This window comes from Terriglobus sp. TAA 43 (assembly GCF_000800015.1).
Taxonomy (GTDB): Bacteria; Acidobacteriota; Terriglobia; order Terriglobales; family Acidobacteriaceae; genus Terriglobus.
On record NZ_JUGR01000002.1, the window covers coordinates 97,944 to 119,514 of the forward strand.

General features: G+C 59.7%; 24 protein-coding genes. 19 read left to right on the forward strand and 5 right to left on the reverse strand.

Going from position 1 to position 21,571, the window contains the following annotated elements:
• Positions 1 to 148 precede the first annotated feature (148 nt).
• The 8 genes from M504_RS15030 to pgeF all read left to right on the forward strand — a co-directional run bounded on the left by M504_RS15030 (position 149) and on the right by pgeF (position 6,153).
• Positions 149 to 805: an RNA polymerase sigma factor gene (locus M504_RS15030; protein WP_047495254.1), complete on the forward strand. Its 657-nt coding sequence runs from the start codon at positions 149 to 151 to the stop codon at positions 803 to 805.
• Positions 805 to 1,077: a hypothetical protein gene (locus M504_RS15035; protein ID WP_047495257.1), complete on the forward strand. Its 273-nt coding sequence runs from the start codon at positions 805 to 807 to the stop codon at positions 1,075 to 1,077. The genes M504_RS15030 and M504_RS15035 overlap by 1 nt, the downstream gene beginning before the upstream one ends.
• A 310-nt stretch (positions 1,078 to 1,387) precedes the next feature.
• On the forward strand, positions 1,388 to 1,951 hold the full coding sequence (locus M504_RS15040; RefSeq protein ID WP_052200886.1) for a shikimate kinase: 564 nt from the start codon (positions 1,388 to 1,390) through the stop codon (positions 1,949 to 1,951).
• A gap of 73 nt (positions 1,952 to 2,024) precedes the next feature.
• Complete coding sequence (locus tag M504_RS15045) at positions 2,025 to 3,137, forward strand: AI-2E family transporter (RefSeq protein ID WP_369792916.1); 1,113 nt, start codon at positions 2,025 to 2,027, stop codon at positions 3,135 to 3,137.
• 121 nt (positions 3,138 to 3,258) lie between these two features.
• The gene (gene cyoE, locus M504_RS15050; protein ID WP_047495263.1) at positions 3,259 to 4,203 is read left to right on the forward strand and encodes a heme o synthase; all 945 of its coding nucleotides are present in this window, start codon (positions 3,259 to 3,261) and stop codon (positions 4,201 to 4,203) included.
• 10 nt (positions 4,204 to 4,213) lie between these two features.
• Positions 4,214 to 4,786 carry a DUF420 domain-containing protein gene (locus M504_RS15055; protein ID WP_047495265.1) on the forward strand — a complete coding sequence of 191 codons (573 nt, stop codon included), beginning with the start codon at positions 4,214 to 4,216 and terminating at the stop codon, positions 4,784 to 4,786.
• Positions 4,783 to 5,037 carry a hypothetical protein gene (locus tag M504_RS15060; protein ID WP_047495268.1) on the forward strand — a complete coding sequence of 85 codons (255 nt, stop codon included), beginning with the start codon at positions 4,783 to 4,785 and terminating at the stop codon, positions 5,035 to 5,037. Before M504_RS15055 ends, M504_RS15060 begins: the two co-directional genes overlap by 4 nt.
• Positions 5,038 to 5,049: 12 nt before the next feature.
• Positions 5,050 to 6,153, forward strand: coding sequence for a peptidoglycan editing factor PgeF (pgeF, locus tag M504_RS15065; protein WP_232296313.1), 1,104 nt, complete (start codon positions 5,050 to 5,052; stop codon positions 6,151 to 6,153).
• A gap of 72 nt (positions 6,154 to 6,225) precedes the next feature.
• Here pgeF and cyaY read toward each other — a convergent pair whose 3' ends face one another.
• Positions 6,226 to 6,552, reverse strand: coding sequence for an iron donor protein CyaY (cyaY, locus tag M504_RS15070; RefSeq protein ID WP_047495271.1), 327 nt, complete (start codon positions 6,550 to 6,552; stop codon positions 6,226 to 6,228).
• Between the two features lie 87 nt (positions 6,553 to 6,639).
• Positions 6,640 to 7,143: a single-stranded DNA-binding protein gene (locus M504_RS15075; protein ID WP_047495274.1), complete on the reverse strand. Its 504-nt coding sequence runs from the start codon at positions 7,141 to 7,143 to the stop codon at positions 6,640 to 6,642.
• Positions 7,144 to 7,224: 81 nt separating this feature from the next.
• On the opposite strand from M504_RS15075, the gene aroE reads away from it, so the two are divergent.
• The 9 genes from aroE (at position 7,225) to M504_RS15115 (ending at position 16,501) form a co-directional block, all read left to right on the forward strand.
• On the forward strand, positions 7,225 to 8,742 hold the full coding sequence (gene aroE, locus M504_RS15080; RefSeq protein ID WP_047495277.1) for a shikimate dehydrogenase: 1,518 nt from the start codon (positions 7,225 to 7,227) through the stop codon (positions 8,740 to 8,742).
• A 104-nt stretch (positions 8,743 to 8,846) separates the two neighbouring features.
• Positions 8,847 to 9,326 (forward strand): vitamin K epoxide reductase family protein, encoded by a 480-nt coding sequence (locus M504_RS15085; protein WP_047495280.1) that lies wholly within the window; start codon positions 8,847 to 8,849, stop codon positions 9,324 to 9,326.
• Positions 9,327 to 9,333: 7 nt separating this feature from the next.
• Positions 9,334 to 9,732 (forward strand): hypothetical protein, encoded by a 399-nt coding sequence (locus tag M504_RS15090; RefSeq protein WP_047495283.1) that lies wholly within the window; start codon positions 9,334 to 9,336, stop codon positions 9,730 to 9,732.
• Positions 9,733 to 9,779: 47 nt separating this feature from the next.
• The gene (locus tag M504_RS21850; RefSeq protein ID WP_232296350.1) at positions 9,780 to 9,926 is read left to right on the forward strand and encodes a DUF3565 domain-containing protein; all 147 of its coding nucleotides are present in this window, start codon (positions 9,780 to 9,782) and stop codon (positions 9,924 to 9,926) included.
• A gap of 5 nt (positions 9,927 to 9,931) precedes the next feature.
• Entirely contained in the window at positions 9,932 to 10,978 is a 1,047-nt protein-coding gene (mqnC, locus tag M504_RS15095) for a cyclic dehypoxanthinyl futalosine synthase (RefSeq protein ID WP_047495287.1), read from the forward strand.
• 221 nt (positions 10,979 to 11,199) lie between these two features.
• Positions 11,200 to 12,180 carry an outer membrane beta-barrel protein gene (locus M504_RS15100; RefSeq protein WP_047495292.1) on the forward strand — a complete coding sequence of 327 codons (981 nt, stop codon included), beginning with the start codon at positions 11,200 to 11,202 and terminating at the stop codon, positions 12,178 to 12,180.
• 167 nt (positions 12,181 to 12,347) lie between these two features.
• Positions 12,348 to 13,820 (forward strand): D-alanyl-D-alanine-carboxypeptidase/endopeptidase AmpH, encoded by a 1,473-nt coding sequence (gene ampH / locus M504_RS15105; protein ID WP_052200887.1) that lies wholly within the window; start codon positions 12,348 to 12,350, stop codon positions 13,818 to 13,820.
• A gap of 180 nt (positions 13,821 to 14,000) precedes the next feature.
• Positions 14,001 to 15,455, forward strand: coding sequence for a cation-efflux pump (locus M504_RS15110; RefSeq protein WP_052200888.1), 1,455 nt, complete (start codon positions 14,001 to 14,003; stop codon positions 15,453 to 15,455).
• Positions 15,456 to 15,610: 155 nt separating this feature from the next.
• Positions 15,611 to 16,501 carry a PASTA domain-containing protein gene (locus M504_RS15115; protein ID WP_047496563.1) on the forward strand — a complete coding sequence of 297 codons (891 nt, stop codon included), beginning with the start codon at positions 15,611 to 15,613 and terminating at the stop codon, positions 16,499 to 16,501.
• A 171-nt stretch (positions 16,502 to 16,672) separates the two neighbouring features.
• Here the strand turns inward: M504_RS15115 and M504_RS15120 are convergent, their stop codons facing one another.
• Positions 16,673 to 17,539 (reverse strand): NmrA family NAD(P)-binding protein, encoded by an 867-nt coding sequence (locus M504_RS15120; RefSeq protein WP_047495296.1) that lies wholly within the window; start codon positions 17,537 to 17,539, stop codon positions 16,673 to 16,675.
• A 91-nt stretch (positions 17,540 to 17,630) separates the two neighbouring features.
• Between M504_RS15120 and M504_RS15125 the strand changes: the two genes are divergently transcribed.
• Positions 17,631 to 18,257, forward strand: coding sequence for a TetR/AcrR family transcriptional regulator (locus M504_RS15125; protein WP_047495297.1), 627 nt, complete (start codon positions 17,631 to 17,633; stop codon positions 18,255 to 18,257).
• Positions 18,258 to 18,449: 192 nt separating this feature from the next.
• Here M504_RS15125 and M504_RS15130 read toward each other — a convergent pair whose 3' ends face one another.
• Positions 18,450 to 19,295, reverse strand: a complete 846-nt coding sequence (locus tag M504_RS15130; protein ID WP_084214449.1) for a TIGR03435 family protein — start codon at positions 19,293 to 19,295, stop codon at positions 18,450 to 18,452.
• Between the two features lie 117 nt (positions 19,296 to 19,412).
• Positions 19,413 to 20,300, reverse strand: a complete 888-nt coding sequence (locus M504_RS15135) for a LysR family transcriptional regulator (protein ID WP_047495305.1) — start codon at positions 20,298 to 20,300, stop codon at positions 19,413 to 19,415.
• A gap of 71 nt (positions 20,301 to 20,371) precedes the next feature.
• On the opposite strand from M504_RS15135, the gene M504_RS15140 reads away from it, so the two are divergent.
• Complete coding sequence (locus tag M504_RS15140; protein ID WP_052200890.1) at positions 20,372 to 21,568, forward strand: MFS transporter; 1,197 nt, start codon at positions 20,372 to 20,374, stop codon at positions 21,566 to 21,568.
• Positions 21,569 to 21,571: the final 3 nt, after the last annotated feature.

Consider the following 21,571-nt stretch of genomic DNA (forward strand, 5'->3'; position numbering starts at 1 on the left):
TCATCCCACGAAAGTAATCCACTAATCTTGCGCATCGTAATCAGTGCAAATCTTTGGCAGTGATGCCGTCCTGTATGGTGGAGTACAGCCTGCAGGTCTTTCCAGGAACGACGGCTCACCATACTGGTGGTGCCAGACCGGGGTTGCAATGGAAGTTCAGGGCTACGGAATGACACAAAACAATACGACCCCGGTCGCCGGGCACTTCAAGCGGAATCCCCCCATCGCTGGTGAGGCAGACGCTCTGGAGCGCGCAAAAAACGGCGACCCGGATGCTTTCTCAAAGTTGTATGCGCTGCACAAGCGGCGTGTGTACACCTTATGCCTGCGAATGCTGGGCAATGTTTCTGAGGCAGAGGACATGACGCAGGAGGCTTTCCTGCACCTCTACCGTAAACTCGGCTCTTTCCGCGGCGAAAGCGCATTCTCCACCTGGCTGCACCGTCTTACGGTGAACCTGGTGCTGATGCATCTCCGCAAGAAAGGTCTTCAACTCGTCTCCCTGGAAGAGACCATCAACCCCTCAGAAGAGGACGCGCCCAAGCGTGACTTCGGTTCGCGCGATCCGCGGCTGTCCGGGTCCGTTGATCGTGTCGCCCTGGAACGCGCCGTGGCCACGCTGCCGCCGGGATACCGCCTGGTCTTCGTGCTCCATGACGTTGAGGGATACGAACACAACGAGATTGCCGAGATGCTCGAATGCTCAACCGGCAACAGCAAGTCGCAGCTTCACAAAGCGCGGCTAAAACTGCGGGAAATTCTGCGGCAGAATGAACATGCCGCCTTGGTGCAGGAGTCGAAATAATGCCGGAGCATGATGAAAAGCGCTGGACCTGCGAGGAGTTCGAAAAAGCTCTCCCCGAACTCTTTGAACGCGCAGAAGGCGGTAAGCTGAGCGCCGACCCGCGTTTCGCGGCAATCCTGCGGGACTGTCCGCAGGCCGCTGAACTGGTCCGCGATCTTGAGTACATCGCTGAAACCGCACGTATGCTGCTGGAACCAGAAGGCGAAGGCCCATCTTCTGATCTCTGGGGCAAAATTGAGCGAGAGATCTCGTCGAAAGACAGCATCCAGTAAACCCATTTCAGATACGACAACAGCGGCGTCCCAACCGGGGACGCCGTTTTCTTTGCCACAAGCGAAATTCCACAAATCGCTTGCCCGTCATCTGCCCCGGGTGTATGCTCCTCACCAGAGATGACGCAGTTTACCCAGCCCGCTTCCTTTTGGTACCGCTACTGCTTTACAGGCGCGGCCCTGGCGGATTCTGCGGTCTTGAAACACTAAGAAACACCTAAGACCAATCTCGATCCTCCTGAGCCGCGACCCACAAAGGTCGCGGCTTTCGCTTTTCCGAAACACAACCAGACACAAACCTGAGACCATCATGACAACGCTCGTAGCCGAATCCGCCGTGATCCCACCCCCCGCCACCCTGCTTACCGAACGTGTCGTCCTTACCGGCTTCATGGGCGCAGGTAAGAGCACCGTAGGTCGCCTCCTCGCCGCTGATCTCGGCTGGGACTTCCTCGATGTCGACGCAGTGATCGAACGCCACGCCGGAAACACCATCGAGGAAATCTTCGCCACACACGGCGAGGCCGAATTCCGACGCCGGGAATCCGCCGCCATCGCCCGCAGCCTGGGTGCTCGCAACACTGTCATCGCCCTTGGCGGAGGCGCCCCCGAAGAGGTTACGAACCGCCTTCTGCTGGAGCAGACACCCAACACCACCGTTGTCTTCCTCGACGCCCCTTTCGCCGTCCTCTTCGACCGTTGCGTGCTCCAGGAAGGTGCCGCCGTCCGTCCGAATCTTCAGGACCCCGACGCTGCCGCAAAACGCTTCCAGCGCCGCATCCCGCATTACATCCGCTGCTCGTCGCACCGCATCGTCACAGAAAACCTGTCAATCGAACAAACGGTAGCCGCTATCCGCGCGCAGTTGCTGTAAACGTCAATCAACGCCAGAGGGATACCCTGCATCAGACGGGAAGCAGTGCATTTATAAACTCCGGAGACCACCTCTGACCGATCAGCTTCAGCCCGCGCCACAGTCCGCCGACATCCAGCGGGCCGATGCAGATACCGGCTTCCCCTCCCGCGACTTCCGCGAGACGCGCCGACATATCGTCTTCACCATCTGTCTGCTGGTGATGCTTGGACTGTTCTGGAAGATCCGCCACGTCCTGGGCATTGTCTATGTCTCGGGCCTGTTGGCCGTCGTTCTGAACCCGGTGGTGATGAAGATCAGCCATCTCCAGTTTCGCGGGCGCACCATGCCCAAACCACTCGCCGTAGCCACTCTCGTAGTCGGAATTGGGTTAGGCCTGTTTCTTCTCTTCTGGTTTGGCCTGCCGCCGGTTCTGAATGATTTCCGCAACTTCCTGACGGACGCTCCCGGACGTCTCCCAGCGCTGATGGCTCGCTTGCAGCGGATTCCCATGGCCGACAAGATCGGCCTCACCCACTTGAATGACCGCCTTGCCTCCACCATGGAGGCGTTTGCGGGCTACGTATTCAGTTCCCTGCCACAGTGGGCCGAACATCTCCTCGACATCCTCACCACCACCATCCTCTGCGTCTATTTCATCCTCGAAGGCTCTGAGGTCTACGAATACTTCCTCTCCCTCGTCGTGCCCAAATCGCGTATTCGATTGGCGAACACCCTTCAAGTTGCTGAGGAACGGGTTTCACGCTGGCTCATCGGCCAGTTGCTGCTGATGCTGCTGGTGGCCATCTATAGCGTTGTCGTCTTCCGCGTTCTGAACGTCCGTTATTTCCTTCTGCTGGCCGTCTTGATGGGCCTCACCAACATCATTCCCGTCGCTGGCAACCTCGTAACCATCCTTCTGGTCGCTCTGATTGCCGCCGCGGACTCGTTCACCAAGGCCGGTCTCGTAATCCTTGCCTACGGCATTTACACCCAACTTGAAAACGCCTTCCTGACACCCAGGATCATGAAGTCCAGCGTCGACCTGATGGGCGTCACCGTACTCATTGCCTTGCTCATCGGCACCGCCATCAGCGGCATCCCTGGAGCACTTGTCGCAGTACCCAGCGCGGCAGTGGTCGTCGTCTTCGCAAACGAATATCTCGTCCAACACGAAGACCCCAACCGCCTCTCCGTACTGGATTAGCCACAAAGAGCGTCCCGGATTCGCGCAACGCGCGACCACGCGAAGCGTCGAGAACCGTACGAAGTACCGATTAGCGGCAGTCGCTGGCCACCACTGCGATATCCTTATCAGTGGAACCCAAATGGTCACCGCAGCATCCATATCGGCCACGCAGAGTGCTCGTCGCAGCACCCTCTTCGCCGACTACAAGGAATTGGTGAAGCCGCGCGTCACCCTCATGGTGATGATCACCGCCGCGGCTGGTTTCTACCTCGGCTGCCTGCGTTCCGGCATTAGCCCTTTCAATCCGCAATTTCTCGAAGCGATGATCGGCATGGCCGTGGTCACCGCCGGTTCCGGCACGCTCAACCAGGTCATTGAACGTCGCACCGATGCCATGATGCCGCGGACCGCCAGCCGCCCCATGGCGGCACAGCGCATCTCGTACGCGCACGGCCTCATCCTGGGCTTGCTGTGCATCGTGCTGGGCTCAGCATTTCTTGCGGTCACCACCAACCTCATCACCAGCATGCTCACGCTGCTCACGGCCATCAGCTACGTCGCCATCTACACGCCGTTGAAGCGCATCAGCATGATCGCCACCTTCGTCGGCGCATTCCCCGGCGCGCTGCCTCCGCTCATCGGCTGGACCGCCGCTCGTGGATTCATCGAGTGGCCCGCCGTCGCACTCTTCGCCATCCTGTTCGTGTGGCAGTTCCCCCACTTTGAAGCCATCGGCTGGCTCTATCGCGTCGATTACGCCAAGGCGGGCATTCAAGTCACCGCCGTCGCAAAGCCCAGTGGCGTAGCCACCGCCGCACAGGCGCTGTTTTACGCGGTCGTCATGATCCCGGTTAGCCTGTGGCCTGTTTACCTTGGCACCGCTGGCTGGATCTACGGCATCATCGCCATCGTGCTCGGTATTGTCTACCTCTGGTACACGCTGAAGTTCGTTCGCATCACGCGCGATCTGCCAGCCGCAGAATCCCGCAAGATCGCTCGTGACCTGCTCAAAATCAGCGTCATCTACCTTCCTCTTCTGCTGGCCGCCATGATGCTCGACGCGCAGGGCCGCATCTTCTTCTAACCGAGGCTCCATGACTGCCAACACTCAAACCATTCCCGAGCAGGAACGCATCAAGACGCCGCCGTCCATCATTGCGGCCATCCTTGGCGTCTCCGCCGTGGCAAGCCTCTTCCTCTTCTGGCTGGTCTACTATCACGCCCCCGCCGACACCAACCACACGAAGCTGCTCTTCCTGCCATCACTGAACGCAGTCTTCAATGGCCTCAGCGCCATCGCTCTGGTCATCGGCTTTGCGTATGTGAAGCAGCGCAAAATCAAGCAGCACCGCGCCGCCATGTTTACTGCGTTTATCTTCTCCACGCTGTTCCTGGTCAGCTACATCCTGAACCACGCGCTGCACGGTGAATATCGCCTTCCAATCGCGCACACCGGCCTGCTCTGGAACACCTACTGGCCCATGCTGCTTTCGCACATCGTGCTCAGCGTCGTCGCACTGCCCATGATCCTGATCACGTTCTTCCTGTCACTCACGCAGCGCTTCCCGCAGCATAAGAAACTTGCGCGCTGGACCTTCCCCATCTGGCTCTACGTTTCGGTCACCGGCGTTCTGGTCGCTGTCATTCAGGCGGTCGTTCACGGATGAGTACTCCTGCAACCAAAGGCCGCACCCGCCCAGACACCCGCGCCATTCTCCGCGTCTCCACCATCATTGAAAGCGTCGGCATTCTCTGCGCGCTCGGAGTATGGATCAGCGGCGGCATGACCGTCCACGGGCCCAAAAACAACTTCGGCTGGCTCGTCCTCATCATTGCCCTCGGCTGCATCCCAACAGGCACTTTCTTCCTGCTGCTCGGCGTCGCCAAATGGTTCGGCGACCGCAGCCGCACTGACTAGTAAAATCAAGCAGTGACCGCAGCACGTAAGAAACCCGCAGCAACGAAGAAGCCTACCGCCGAGTACCTGGAATCCCCCGAAGCCATCGCCGTCGTCGATGACATTCTGGGAGCCATCGGCCTCACCCACGGCACCCGCGCCACACGCCGCAACACATGGAACGAAGGCGCACGCCGTCTCGTGGGTAAAAAGGCAGACCTCGCCCAAAAAGCCGCCGTCACTCCCAAGGAAAACCCCAAGCCACTCTTCGCAGAAAACCTCAGTGCCGCTGAATCGCTCGTACACGGCTTCTCAACGCGCACCGGCGGCGTCACCCGCGTCTATCGCCCACATCTGCCCAAGATCCTCGGCGACCTGAACCTCGGCTTTACCGCGCATGACGAGCCGGAAGACGTCCGCACCAACCGCACGCGCTACCTCAAGAGCATCAAGGCCAGTCGCTTCCACAGCTTCGGCATGCTCCACCAGATTCACTCGCCCATCGTGCGCACCATCGCGTCGTCAACGGAAGCGACCGGCGACTTCCTCGCACCCGCGCAGCACAAGGCCGACGCCATGCTCACAGACGTCCCCGGCGTGCTGCTCACGGTGCAAATCGCAGACTGCGTTCCCGTCCTTGTCTTCGACCCCAAGCGTCGCGCCATCGGCGCATTCCACGCGGGCTGGCGAGGCACCCTCGCACGCATCGTCGAACGCGGCATCGGCACCATGCGCCGCCAGTACGGCAGCGACCCCGCAGACCTCATCGCCGCCATCGGCCCATCCATCGGCCCCAGCAGCTACTCCGTCAGCGAAGACATCCGCTACGAGTTCTCCTCGCAATTCGCCTACGTCGACACGCTCTTCAAAGACGTCTACGACCTCGGCCCCATCCGCGAGAAGTACCCGAACCTCTTCCTCACCGCGCGCGCACCAGGCCACTCACCCCTCGGCCCCCTGCTTCACCTCAATTTGTGGGAAGCCAACCGCCGCCAGCTCATGGACGCAGGCCTGCAGGAAAAGAACATCAGCGTACTCGAAGAAGACACCGCAGCCGACACCGGCCGCTTCTTCTCGCATCGCGCGGAAGACGGCTTCACCGGCCGCATGATGGCCTCCATCGGCATGTCAAAGTAGCTTCTCAAAACACACGGGCGCGGAGTTCCATGGCTCAAAAGGAACTTCGCGCATTTTGCGTTCTAAGAAGAATTACAGCTCGAACGTGTCGTCGTCCGTGTGCTCTTTGATCAGGCGCTCCGTCAGCGTATCCAGATCCTCGCCGGTCTTCGGCAACACAAACTTTCCGTCCGCCCAATCCAGCTTGAAGCTGGTCGAGAGCGCGGAAATCCAGATCTGCCGCACCGGCGTGTTCGGCGTGAAGACAAACTTCGCCTTCGGTGCGTCGAACACCACGTTCAGCACACCGTTGTTCTCTTCCGTCTCGTAGCCACCCAGGTCCTCGCCATCAATCAGGCGTTGCTTGAGCTGTTCGAGAGCCGCATCGGAATCATGTCGAAAGGTCTGTTCGTCCACCATGGTGAAAACAGTCTACGACGATTCATTTCCACAAAGCAGAAAGCGGAGCCCGAAGGCCCCGCTATCTCGCAAACTGACGCACCGCACTTAGAACGGGATATCGTCGTCCGTAATGCCTTCGTTGGCAAAGTCATTCTGGGGCGTGCGCTGATCGAAGCTGGCGGTATTGCCATAGTTCCCGCCACCAGCCTGGCTATAGCCACCGCTGCTGCGGCCACCGGAATACTGGCCACCGCCGCCGCCTTCACCACCGCTGCGTCCACCCAGCAGCGACATGTCATTCACAATGATCTCGGTGCGGTACTTCTTCTGACCGCTTTCCTTGTCGTCCCACGAACGCGTCTGGATCTTGCCCTCAATGTAGAGCTGCGACCCCTTTTTCACGTAGTCGCGAACAATCTCTGCCGTGCGGCCAAACGCAATCAGGTTGTGCCACTCGGTTTTATCCACCCAGTTGCCGGTCTGGTCCTTCTGACGATCGGCCGTAGCCAGCGTGAAGTTTGCCACAACGGTGCCGCCCTGGGTCGCCCGCATCTCCGGGTCTTTGCCTACATTTCCCAGCAGAATTACCTTATTTACGCCCTTAGCCATTACACCGCTCCGATCAACTTTGCTATCGACCGAGTATAAAGGAAACCCGCGCCCCGCCGCTCCCGGTACCATGGCTTAGAAATGCCTGCGCACGTCATCACACCGGAATCCCTGCACCAACGCGCCGGACGCATCTGCGTCGCTGTCTCCAGCCCGGAAATGTTCTCGCTCGCCGAACAAACGCTTCCGGACTGCCGTTTCCTCGAGTTCCGTCTCGATTCCGTGCCCGACCCCGCAGCGCAACTGCCACAACTCCGCCAGTTCCTCGCTGAACATCCTGAAGTGACGGCTGTCGCCACCTGCCGCCGCCAGCCCTACGGCGGAGGCTTCCAGGGCACCGCGCAGCAGCAAACCGAAATCCTCGCAGAAGCCGCAGCAGCAGGCTGCCAGCTCGTCGACATCGAGACCGAAACCGCCGAAGAACTCGGCACCGCCGCGCTCGACACACTCCGCTCCAAAGGCGCCGCCGTCATCCTCTCCTGGCACGACTTCCAGGGCACTCCCGCGCTCGCACCGGAACTCGGTCGCATGGCGCCCTTCGCGCCAGACTTCCGCAAGATCGTCCCCACCGCGACCACGATCTCCGAAGCTCTGCAACTCATCGACCTGCTCGAAACCCATGGCTCCGATGGCCGACTCATCGCCATGAGCATGGGCTTCCGCGGCACACTCACACGCGTCCTGGGCCCACGCTTCGGCTCACTCTTCACCTTCGCATCACCAGAAGGCAACGCAGGCACCGCGCCTGGCCAGGTCAGCATCTCCACGCTGCAGGACCTCTACCGCGTAGAGTCCATCACAGCCCAGACCGCAATCTACGCAGTAGCAGGTCTGCCCATCACCGGCTCGCTCTCGCCGCGCATGCACAACACCGCATTCCGTACGGCAAAGCGCGACGCGGTGTACATCCCGCTCGAAACCGACATCCCTGCAGAACTCCTCGCAGTGGTCGATCGCCTCAACATCCGCGGCCTCAGCATCACCATGCCATTGAAAGAAACCATCCTGCCGCACCTCGCCGTCAGCGATAGCGCAGTGCAGCAGATGCAGACCAGCAACACTCTCGTGAAGACCGCCGAAGGCTTCGCTGGATACAACACCGACGTCCCCGGCATTGTTGGTCCATTGCAACGTGTACTGCCCCTCGAAGGCGCAAAAGTCCTCATCCTCGGCGCAGGTGGAGCAGCACGCGCGGCTGTCTTCGGTCTCCGCGATGCAGGCGCACACGTCTACCTGCTGAACCGCACACACGCCCGCGCAGAAGCACTCGCAGCCGAGGCTGGCGTCCACGCCATCCGTCGCGAAGACCTCACCGCACACACCTTCGACGCCATCATCAACAGCACGCCCTACGGCATGAAGAATCAGGCCATGGAAGCGCCCATATCCTCAGATGAGATGCGCGGCAAAGTCTTCTTCGACCTCGTCTACAACCCGATCGAAACACCGCTGCTGCAACTCGCGCAGCACAACGGTTTGTATGTCATCCCCGGCGTAGAGATGTTCGTGGAACAGGGCGTCCGCCAGTTCACCTTATGGACCGGCGAAACGGCCCCACGCGAAGCCATGCAATGGGCCGTTGTCGAAGCCCTTTCATAGCCACAAAGCCGCTCCATTCGAGCGACGCTCGACCACGCGAAGCCTCCAGAACAGTACGAAGCACCTTGCCCGCACCGTATTGCTCCGAATAGAGTCAAACGCGTATGCGTCTTCTTCGCGTGTTGATTGCCCTGCTTGCCGTTGCCGGAACGGTCGTCTCCATCCTTGCCCTGCGCGTCCACAATATGGACCCCAACGCCGCGCCACCGTGCGCCGTCACAGAGCAGTGGGACTGCGGCACCGTCAACCACTCGCGCTTCGCCGTCTTCCCCGCACGCGGCTTCGATGAAGACCCCAACAGCAAGGGCCATATCCCCGTCGCCACCATCGGCATCATCGGCTACGTTCTGATCGCCATCCTCGCGCTCCTTGGCCGCGACTTCCTCACCTTTGAAGCCGCGCAGATCGGCTGCTTCTGCGCGCTGATCCTCACCTATCTCGAAAAATTCGTCATTGAGAAGTGGTGCATCTACTGCGTCTGGTCACAGAGCATCATCGCCGCCATCGTCATTCTCTCTGCAATCAATTTCTGGATAGCCAATCGCGACAAAGCGCGTACCGGACTCCACATTCGCGCCATCTAAGGCAAACATGGGCTGGCTCGACATCATTCCGCTGCTGCAGAAGGCGCTGCCATTGTTGGTGCGCGGCGTTCCCATGCTCGAAGTCTTCGTCAACTCACGCGGCAACGCACGCGAAGAGATGCGAGCCTCCTTCGATCAATTCACCACGCAGGTGCGCGGCGACATCACATCGCATAACGCCGAGCTATCCGACGCCCTAGCCGCCAACGCCGAACGCCTCGGCCATCTCTCATCCGACGTAGCGCGCCTGCGCACCATCACGGAAGAGCAATCCACACGCATCGCCGCCTCGGAGCAGAAGATCGCCTCAATGGCTGGTTCACTGCGCACGCTGCTCATCCTCACAGGCGTGCTTCTTCTCATCTGCATCGTGCTTCTGGTTCTGCTCGTAACCCATCACGCATGATCCAACAGCCCATCAACGGCTTCCATCAGGATGAAGAAGGCCACTGGATCGCCGACCTCGCCTGCGGCCACACGCAACACGTCCGCCACGACCCTCCCTGGCAATCCCGACCCTGGACACAAACCGAAGAAGGCCGCCAGTCCATGCTGGGCCACACTCTTCCCTGCAAGCTCTGTGAGCAAGCGGTAAACTAAAAAGCATGGGAATCACGCGGCAACAGGCCCTTGACTGCTTCGCTTCAGACGACCTTATCGGCATCGGCATGGAAGCCGACGCAGTGCGCCGCCGCCTGCATCCCGAAGGTGTGGTCAGCTACATCATCGACCGCAACATAAACTACACCAATTTCTGCACGGAATACTGCACCTTCTGCGCGTTCTACCGCCCGTTGAAGGGCAAACTCGCCAGCGAAGGTTACATCCTCGACTTCGACACGATCTACGACAAGATTCGCGAAACCGAAGAGATGGGCGGCACCGGCGTGCTGATGCAGGGCGGCATTCACCCCGACCTGAAGATCGACTGGTTTGAGAAGCTTTTCACCGGCATCAAGACGCGCTTCCCCAACATCTGGCTGCACTGCCTCTCCGCCAGCGAAATCCTCGCCATTGCGGAGTACAGCGAAATCAGCCTGCGCGACACCATCATGCGTCTGCGCGATGCTGGCCTGCAGTCCATCCCCGGCGGTGGCGCTGAAATTCTCGACGACGACGTCCGCAAGCGCATCGCGCGCCTCAAGTGCCGCACGGAAGATTGGGTTAGCGTCCATCGCACCGCACATGAACTTGGCATGCGCACCACCGCCACCATGATGTTCGGTGTGGGTGAAACCATGGAGCAGCGCGTGAACCACTTCGAAGTGGTACGCCAGCTTCAGGAAGAAACCGGCGGCTTCACCGCATTTATCCCGTGGAGCTTCCAGCCGCACAACACCGCTCTCGGCGGTCGCGGATGGGACGAAGCTACGAGCGTCGAATATCTGAAGACCCTCGCCATTAGCCGCATGTACCTGGACAACATCCACAATGTGCAAAGCTCGTGGGTCACGCAGGGTCTGAAGGTGCTGCAGATGGGCCTCCGCTTCGGCGGCAACGACGTTGGTTCCGTGATGCTGGAAGAAAACGTGGTCAAGGCAGCAGGCACCGCCAACTGCACCACGGAAGAAGAACTCCGCCGCATCATCCGCGGAGCAGGCTTCAAACCAGTTCAGCGCGACACCCTCTACACCACCTACTTCCTCAATTAAGCGACTCCCCTACGCCCAGGTGCAAATCACCTGGGCATCGCTCATTTTGAGCGAAGAATGCGCAAAGCAAATCCAGGCCTAAAAGACCGTGGGATTCTCTCTTCCCCAAACGTCTAATTCGCAGCAAGCCAAAATGGCGCACAGAGCATCCCACAACTAAATCGAAACAAGCGTGTTTCTGCCATACGCACGGCTTTACTTACAGGAGTTCAGTGATCCCTATGAGACGATCTTTTTACATTCATGGCCTCTGTGCTGCGGCGGTGGCTTTTTCAGCGATTTCGCTTGCTCCAACCGCCTTGGCCGCAAGCCCATCCACGCCGGATTCCCCCAAGCCTCTGGCGGCAGTACCACTCTTCAATCCCAGCGCGGTCAGCGTCTCTTCCGACGACTTTCACTACCAGCCTTCCGGCATCAGCAGCAGTTCTGACGACGCCATTGCTGCCGCAGATCCCGCCGGTTCGCTGCATTTCGACACCGGGACGCAGCCGCCTCCGGGACGCCGTTCGTACGGTCGCTCGCGCTATCAGGACCACCTGCACAACTCTGACGGTTCCACCAAGATCGCCTTCATGGCGGGCGCAGGCATGACAGTCCCCACCGGCAACACGGCAAAGTACTACACCCCCAGCTGGACAGTTGCTTTTGGTGGCGGCTGGAACTTCAACCGCATGTTCGGTGTCCTCGGTGAGTTCCACTATGACCGCATGGGCGTCACCGGCGGAGCCATCAATTACGAGTACAACAACGTACTTAACTACATCGCGCAGTACGGCTACGGCCCGAATGATCTCGCCGGTTTCGATGCCAATGCGCACGTACTTTCGTTGACCGTGAACCCCATCGTCAACTTCTCGGACCCACGCAGCAAGGTGGGCGCTTACGTCACAGGTGGCGGCGGCTGGTATCGCAAGAGCACCAACTTCACGCTGCCCACCGCGCAAACGGGTTGCAATTACTACTACTGCCAGACCTTCTACACCACGTACAACTTCGACTCGTACAGCGCCAACGCCTTCGGCTGGAACGTCGGCTTCGGTCTCACTTACAAGCTCAGCGAGTTCTCCAGCGAACGCCTCTTCGTAGACGCACGCTACCACTGGGTTCCCATCAAGGATGAAGGCGCAGCACAGGATCCGTTCTTCCCCTTCAACCGTCGTCACACCGGCTACATCCCGGTCACCGTCGGTCTCCGCTTCTAACTTGTTCTTCTAACTTTGCGAGCCCCGTCTGAGTCCAACAGACGGGGCTTCGTCTTTATGCAATCAACAAGGTGTTCCCCACCAGATTCCCCACATCCTCCAACGCCCCGTTTCCCACCGCATCCCATCCGTTAGCCTGAAATCAGTCCAATCTTTCTGGAGTTCTGTTGTCGCGTCGCCGTTCTGCCTCCCTCTGCCTTGCCCTTGTCGCCGTCACCAGCTCACTTCAGGGCTGCAAATACTTTCGCCATCAGGAAGAGAAGCAGAAGAAAGCGCAGGCCGCAGCCGTAGCCAAGGCGCAGAAGAAGCCCAAGCCGGAACCACTCGGCCCTCCCATCGACATCGCGAACGACTACGCCTATCGCATCTTTCAGCGCACTGCATCCACCGGCATGATCGCCGTTGTCGTCCGTGGCGATGAAACATGGATGGCAGGCTACGGCCATGTCTCCCCCGCAAATCACGACACGCCGCAGGCCGACACGCTCTTCCGCCTCTGCTCCATCTCCAAGATTCTTGCGACGGACCTGCTCTCGAAGCTCGTCGCCATGAAGAAGGTCTCCCTCGACGACCCGCTGCAAAAATACGCACCGCAGAACGTGACTGTACCCACCATGACAGCGCGCGGACCCGCCGATCGACCGGTGGAACTGGTCGATCTCGCCACACACACTGCAGGCATGCCGCGCGAAATTGCATACCCACCGCAGGGCGCGGCCCACTTCACCTTCCCCGACTACGACTACCGCTGGCAGTGGCTGCCGCAGTACCGCATGCGTTCGCAGCCCGGCACCGCTGCGCATTACTCCAACATCGGCTTTGACCTTCTGGGTGATGCTGTCGCCTCCGCCAGCGGCATGAGCTACCTCCAGTTCTTCCAGCAGCAGACAGCGCAGCCGCTGGGCCTGAAAGACACCACCCTCACCCCCACGCCGGACGAATGCGCCCGCCTGATGGGAGGCATGCACGAACCCATTGAATGCACCGACACGCAGGCCGCAGCAGGCTCCGGAGGCATGTACTCCACCGCCAACGACATGGCGAAGGTGCTGCGCTACTTCCTCAACCTGCCCGGCGTCCCCATCCACGCCAACGAACTCGCCACGCAAACCGTCATTGACCCCGCCAATCTCCACAGCATCCAGGGCCTTGGCCACGCTGGCCTGCCCGACGGCCTCGGTCTCGGCTGGATCGAAATCAACAAGGACTACGGTCCCTCGCGCATCGTTCAGAAGACCGGCGGCGGCGCTGGCTTCCAGACCTACATCGCACTCAACCCCGCGCGCCACACAGGCATCTTCTTCGCCCGCACCGAGGGACGACGCCCCGCCGGCAACATGTTCCGCGAAGCAAACGACATGCTCCTCGCCATGGTCGGCCTGCCGCCAGTCCCAGAGGACACGAACGATCCCGAGCGTGAACTCTCCGCCGAAGAACTCCGCGCCGCCAACGCGAAACTCCGCGGCATCCGCCACGGCAAAGCCCCGGCCAAAACCGCAAAGTCCGCGAAACCAACACACGCCGCCGCAGCAGCAAAGCCCGCAGCAAAACCGGCAAAGTCGACAACGGCCAAGCGAACCACCGCCAGCACTCGAACCGCAAAACCAAAGCCGCACACCGTCCATCACAAACAGCGATAGACGAACAAAGCAGTGTCAGACCGAAGCATGGTGAAAACCTCATGGAGGGTGCCCAAGTCTCGCTTCTGAGACGTGGGGCCAGCTTCGCAACGCGAAGCTCATACGAACGAAGTTCGTCCACGCGCAGCGTCGAGAGCAGTACGAAGTACTCGAGAACGGTACGAAGTACACTGATACTCCATGCGTCCCGGCCAGACCAATCCCGAAGTGGAGCCAAGCCTGGCCGAGACCTCAGAGCTGAAGCGCAACACGGCTCTGCGCAGCGTCCTCGCCGCCAGCGGCATCACGCTGCTCAAGATCATCACCGGCCTATCCACCGGCTCACTCGGCATGCTCAGCGAGGCAGCCCACTCCGCCATCGACCTCGTCGCCTCCTGCCTCACACTCTTCAGCCTTCGCCTCTCCGACCGCCCCGCCGACGAGGACCACACCTACGGCCACGGCCGCGTGGAAAGCCTCTCCGCCTTCATCGAAACCGGCTTCATGCTCGCCTCGTCCATCTGGATCATCTACGAGGCAGTCCACCGCATCCTGCGCTACGCCCACGGCCAAAGCCTCGACCTGCAGACCTCCATCTGGCCCGTCGTCGTCCTCCTGCTCTCCATCGCGGTCGACTACACGCGCTCTCGCGCCCTCGCCAAAGTCGCGAAAGAAGCCCACTCCCAGGCACTCGAAGCGGAAGCCCTGCACTTCGGCACCGACATTTGGTCAAGCACCGCGGTCCTCATCGGCCTGCTTGCCGCATTCCTCGGCAAACGTCTCGGCATCCCCGCGCTGGAACTCGCTGACCCCATCGCCGCCCTGATCGTCTCGCTCATCATCCTCAAAGTCACGTATACACTCGCGCGCGAAACGGTCGATGCCCTGCTCGACGCCACCACCCCGGAGATGCGCAAGCAACTCGTCGACGCCATCCGTCACGTCGAAGGCGTCGCCTCCGTCAACGACCTCCGCATGCGCCGCGCCGGCACGCGTTACTTCGCCGACGTCGCCATCGGCATCCGTCGCAATACCACACTCCAGCGCTCGCAACAGATCGTCGCAGCCGCCACCGAAGCCGTGCAACAAACCATGCCCGGCACCGACGTCGTGATCCGCACCATCCCCTACGCGGGCCGCAGCGAAAGCGTCTTCGACCGCGTCCGCGCTGTCGCCCTGCGCAACAACCTCTCCATCCACGACGTCTCCGTGCAGGATGTCGAAGGCGGCCTCGCCGTCGAACTCCACCTCGAACTTCCCGAGCACATGCCACTACGCGACGCACACGACACCGTCACCCGAGTCGAGTCGGAAATGAAGCAGGAAGTTCCCGAAATCCGTTCCGTCATCACGCACATCGAGTCCGAAGAAAGCACCATCGAACCCGCGGTCCGCCTGCAGCACGACCGCGATCTGGAAGACGCCGTACGCCGCGCCGCCGAAGGCTTCCCTGAGGTCCTCGATGTCCACAACATCGTCACCCTCCGCAGCGGCGACCACCTCCAGATGAGCTGCCACTGCTCCATGGACGACGACCTGCCCATGGGCATCGTCCACCGCGTCATCACGCAGATGGAAGCCGCCTTCCTCCGCGAGCGCCCTGAGGTCGACCGCCTCCTCATCCACCCCGAACCAGCCACGGACAACGACCGATAGCTCGCGTTTGAGACGCAGGACCAGGCTTCGCAACGCGAAGCTCATACGAACGCAGTTCGTCCACGCGTAGCGTCGAGAACAGTACGAAGTACCGCGTAGCGTCGAGAACGGTTACGAAGTACTCGAGAACGGTACGAAGTACTAAGATACCCACAGTGAAGATTCGCATCCGCTACCACGACAACTCAGGCGAACTCTCCGCTGGTGCCGCCCGCGCCTTCCGCATCGGCACCACCGTCCTCGCCATGTCCACCGTGGCCCTGTTCTCCGCGCTCATCACCATGCGCCTCGCCATCCACACCGGCGAAGTAGAAACGCCCAGTCTCACCGGCATGACGCTCGAAGAAGCTGCAAACGCCTCCAACAATCGCAAACTCAATCTCACCGTGGAGAACCGCTTCTACTCCACCACCGTCCCCGCTGGACGCGTCCTCTCACAATCCCCCGCCGCAGGCGCCAACGTACGTAAGGGCTGGCACATGCGGATCACCGAGAGCCTCGGCCCCCAACGCGCCACCATCCCTGACACCGTCGGCATGAACGAGCACGACGCAGGCATGGCCATCCGCCGCGCCTCGCTCGACCCCGGAGCGATGGCCCACATTCCCTCACCCGGCCTGTCCGACACCGTTCTCGCGCAAACCCCGCCGGCCAACGCTGAAGGCGTCGACAAACCCGAAGTCAGCCTCCTGCTCACCGAGCCCTACACCGCGCAACCCAAGGCATGGGTCATGCCCAACCTCGTCGGCATGAGCTACTCCGCTGCCTCCGCAAAAATGCGCGAGATCGAACTCCGCGTCTACGCCATCGTCCCAATCCCCGCGCCCCCCGCTTCGACCGACCCCAGCATCCCCGCGCCACCGCCAGTCCCAATGGCCCCGGCAGGTTACGTCCTCTCGCAAACACCAACCGCAGGCGCCCGAGTCACCGCAGCAGACATAGCCAAGGTCAAGATGAGCGCAGCAGCCGCCATCTCCGACCCCACGACGCTCATCACACCAACGCCCGCAGCTAACGCGACTCCACCCGCAGTGAAGCCGCGCTAATCCACAAGGCACCCGGTCTGTCATTCTGAGCGAAGCGAAGAATCCCGACGAACCATCGCAGCAGCACAACTGCAAACACACTTCAGCCGTAGAAACGGGTGCCCCACATCTCGATTCTGAGATGTGGGACCAGCTTCACAACGCGAAGCTCAGGCGGTCGAAGACCGCCCACTACTTAATCCCGTACGCAAACGCCTCAATCGTAGTCGGCCCATAGAACTTCTCAGTGTCAGGATTTCCAAAGTGAATCCAGCCTGAGTTAAAACTCTTCACCATCTCGATATAAAGTCCCGTCCGATCCGCAGGCGTACCCATCGCCACCAGCACACCCTGCCATGCGGCCTCAGGCAATTGCACAGCCTTCACATCGCGCCCCAGCGCCTTGCCGAACGCAGCGGCCACCTCGTACAGATCCGTTCCACCCTTCGGTCCATCCACCTCCAGCACGCGCTCTCCACTCCAGCTCTCCTGCAACACCTGCGCACCGGCCAGCCCAATGTCACGCGTCGCCACCAACGGATACTTGCGATCCAGAGGCGCATAAAAGAACGGCATCTCGCCCGTCGCACGAATGTGATCCAGTGCACCCATCCAGTTCTCCATGAAGCTGCCCGCGCGCAGAAACGCCACTGGGATCGATAGCGTCCGCGTCGCCTCTTCCATCAGGTACGTCGACGTAATCAATCCCAAACCACTCGGCTGTTCTGAACCAATCGAAGAAAGAAACACAGCCTTACCAGGCTTCGCTATCTCCAGCCCCGCACGAATCGCAGCAATCGTGCGCTTCTGATCTGGCAACGCAGGATCAGGCGCAAAGTCCGGCGGAATCATCGCAAACACGCCCTCGGCACCTGCAAATGCCTTCGCTAATCCCTGCGCGTCGTCATACGCAGACTCCACCAACTCCACACCCTTCTCAGCCCACGCCTTCGCCTTTTCCACGTTGCGAACAACACCGCGCACCTTCTTACCCGCTGCCAACAGGTTCTCCGCAACCGCTCCGCCAACCCTGCCCGTAATTCCCATCACCGTGAACATATCCGCTCACCTCCTATGCAAGTAGATACTTGTATTCTGGAAATGGATGCAAGTTTTTACTTATGTTTGTAAATTCTGCGAAAATCACAACGTGGCAGTCTTTGACCCCAACCGGAAACGAAACGCACGCGGCGAACAACGTCAGCAGGAACTGCTACATGCAGCCGCCACCGTCTTCGCACGCCTTGGTTATCACGAGACCACCACCAACGCCATCGCTGCGGAAGCAGGCGTGTCCCCCGCCACGCTCTATCAGTTCTTTCCCAATAAAGACGCCATCGCCAGCGCGCTCACTGCGTCATACGCGCGCGAAATGGCCGACGCAGAACGCGCACTCGACCCGGAATTTTCCTTAGACTTCCACGAAGCCATCCACGCCCTGCTCGACCTCTGCATGCGCTACAACCGCGAGAAGCCGGAGTTCCACACGCTGGTCCTCAACGCACCACTCTCCGATGACGCACGCCACGAAAAACACCAGCTAGGCCAGGTCTTCGTAGACTTCATCGCAGAGCGCCTGCACCGCGCACAACCCAACCTCTCACGCGCCGAACGCACCCACCACGGTCAGGTCGCGCTACTCATCTTCCGCGGCATCCTCGATGAACTCACCACAGCCACACGCGCCACACGGCCACGCCTTCAACAGGCAATGCACGACGCAGTTCTCCGCTACCTCGAACCACTACTCCCCGCAAGTAAACGCAGCAAAGCCTAAAAGCCACAAACATCGAAGCTGGTCATTCTGAGCGAAGCGAAGAATCCCGAATGAACCATCGCATCTCCTACACAGCCCGCCCCTTCGGCCACAGAAACGGGTCCCACATCTCGACTTTGAGATGTGGGACCAGCTTCGCAAAGCGAAGCTCATACGATTCGTAAGAATCGTCATCCTGTACAAAGGAAACCCCTAGTTCGGGCTCGGTCGCTCAATACTATCGACAACCCAAATCATCGACGACACTTCTTCCTTATCAGCCTTCAGACCCAACGCGCGCAAATCGTAAGGTACAGGCGGAGCGGAGTCCTCATCGGCTGGCAAACGGCGCAATACAAACTTGTATCTGCCTTTTAAACCGGTCTGGTCTTCCACCGTATGTTGCGACGTGAAGGTGAGATAGCTCGCCAGAGAAGACATGGAAGTGTTGTAAAAGGTGTAAGTTCGCTCGCCATTCTGCATCGCAAAAACAAACATGGCGCCATCCGAGAAGGGCTGTCCCGCCCCTCCCTCAGGCAAGCTTGAATCCTCCACCAACGCGGTCGCCTTGGCCCCAATGCGCAAGGCGTAGCCGGTAGTCTTCGTTGGCTCACTGTGGATGCGTAACTTACAGCGCTCTTCCAAAACCTGTCGAAGCATCTGCTGCAACACCGGAGATGTTTGAGCGAAGTTCTGTTTCAGGCTGCTCCAATGGGCAACATCCGCTGGAGCCACCTTCGCCTGTAGGTCATAGTTCTCACTGCCGAGCCACGAAGGGGCGCTCTTCAAATCGTCAAAATGATTAAAAAGGGGTGCCGGAAAATAGGCGACTAAAAGCGTGTCTACTAATGGGAGTCCAATCGCCTCATAGCCATCCGGCGGTACCTTCATACCTCTTCCCGACGAACTGCCACTCGGTCGAATCGAGACCACATCAAACTTCAGAGATTTGGCGTCATCGACTCCACTATTCACTTGGGACACAGCAGTGGTCCCCATGGAAAAACAAAGAACTCCCGCAAGTAAGGGAACAAGAGCTGCGCGTGACGCTATTCTCATCGAACTTCACCTGCATGAAGATGGCGAATCATTAGCTGGCGAAAAAATAGCATACGCAAAGAGGACATGGCTATGTAGTATTCGTTAGAGTCAACTTTTTAATACCAATTTGACAACTCACTTCGCCGACTTCGCAGTGTCACGCACCAACTTGGCGAACGGCTCAACAATGCGCTCTCGATCGCGTCTCCAGGCCATCGCAATATCCCAACGAGCCTCCGTCTTACGAACGGAATGAAAGGCCACACCCGGAACCCGCATACGTCGAGCAGTCGAAGGAACAAGACTCACACCAAGTCCCGCACGCACCAGGCTCAGCACTGTGAATAGTTCTTTCGCCTCCTGGACCACATTCGGCTGAAAGCCAGCCAGCGCACACAGGCTCAACGCATGACTGTGATATGTTGCTGAAGTTGATCTGCCAATCAACACAAACGGCTCATCACGTAGGTCACGTAACGAGGCTGTGGCGGCATGCTTGCCAGAAGCAGCGACTGCAATAAGCAATTCTTCTCGAAGCACTACAAGCGTCTTCAGCTTGCTGTGTCGGACTGGCATCCGAACAAACCCCAAGTCAATTGAGCCTTCCAGCAGAGCATCCATCTGCGCACGGCTACTCATGTCCTGCATCTCCAAACGCATCTTCGGGAACGCAGCGCGATACGCAATCACCGACTGCGGCAACAGATCACTCAACGTCGCAATCCCAAACCCAATGCGAAGCGTGCCAACCTCACCCGTACTTGCCTCACGCGCAAAGCTTTCAAAACTCGCCCCTGCACGAACAAGCTCTGCTGCCCTTTCCAGCAAAACCGTTCCCGCAGAAGTAAGGCTCACCTGCCCGGTAGTCCTCGTAAACAGCGAGGCAGCAAGCTCACTCTCAAGTCGCTGTATCTGTTTCGTCAGAGTTGGTTGCGCAACATAGAGACGCTTTGCTGCCCTGCCAAAATGCAGCTCCTCTGCCAAAACAACGAACGATCGCAGTGCATCCAGATTCACGCTCATTCCCAAAAGCTATCAAGATGTGACGAATAATTCATCATCAGAACGAGCCCTGTTGCCCCTCTAATAAAAGCATGAGCCGTACCGCAAAATGGGCAATCGCTTCCCTCTTCCTTGCCGATGGCATTGGATTCGGCGTTTGGGCAGCACATGTTCCAGTGATTCAGACGAACCTGCACCTGGATACCGCAGGACTATCGTTCATCCTGCTGAGCCTTGTCGCCGGGTCCATCCTGTCCATGCCGCTCGCCGGATTCTTCATCACAAAGTTCAGCAGCCGCTCCACCGTGCGAGTCGCAGCCGCCTGCTACATCCTCGCCATCGCACTACTGGCAGCCTTTAAATCGCATTGGACTTTCATGCTGGGAGCGGGTTTGTTTGGCGCATCCAAAGGCGCGCTCGACGTTTCCGTAAACGCACAGGCACTTGCAGTGGAAGCGCACGAACAACGCTCATGCATCAACTTTTGCCAGGGCTGCTGGAGCGTCGGCGGCCTCTTCGGTTCCGGAATCTCCAGCGTCCTGCTGCATCATCACTTCACAGCCAGCACCGACCTCTTCCTGTGCGCCGGTGTCCTCTTCCTCGTATGCCTCCCATCCTTCAAAGGAGGCCTCGTCGCGGATCCCTTCGCTCAAAAGCAGGAATCCGGCGGCTCACACTTTGATCCCTATCTCATCAAACTCGCCATACTCGCCTTCTTCGGCCTCTTTGCCGAGGGCTCCGTGGGCGACTGGGCCGCGGTTTATCTCCACCTGAACGTCGGCACAACACTCTCGTGGGCCGCCGCGGGCTACGCCGGATATGCCATCTGCATGGCCGCCTCGCGCTTCACCGGCGGATGGCTCCTCGCGCGCTTTTCTGAGGCCAACGTGCTCTTCGGCAGCGGCGTTCTCGTCGCGATCGGCTTCAGCACCTTCCTGCTCGCCCCAACGTGGCCACTCGGCTTTGCCGGTCTGGGACTCACAGGCGTGGGCATGGCCAACATCGTCCCCATCGTCATTAAGGCGTCGGAACGATCCACCCGCATGAGCGCAGGCGCAGCCATCTCCATGGTCTCAACCGTCGGCTATTTCGGACTGCTAGCCGGCCCACCGCTCATCGGCTGGGTAGCGCACGCAACCACCCTGCGGTTCGCTCTCGTACTCATCATCACCGCCGGCCTCATCGTCGCCGCCGGCCCACGCTTCACAAAATTCTCGACGGAAGAGCCATCGGAGCCCGCAGCAAACCCCGTCACCTCCAACCTCGGCGAGCCAAACCCCGTATCCTGAAAC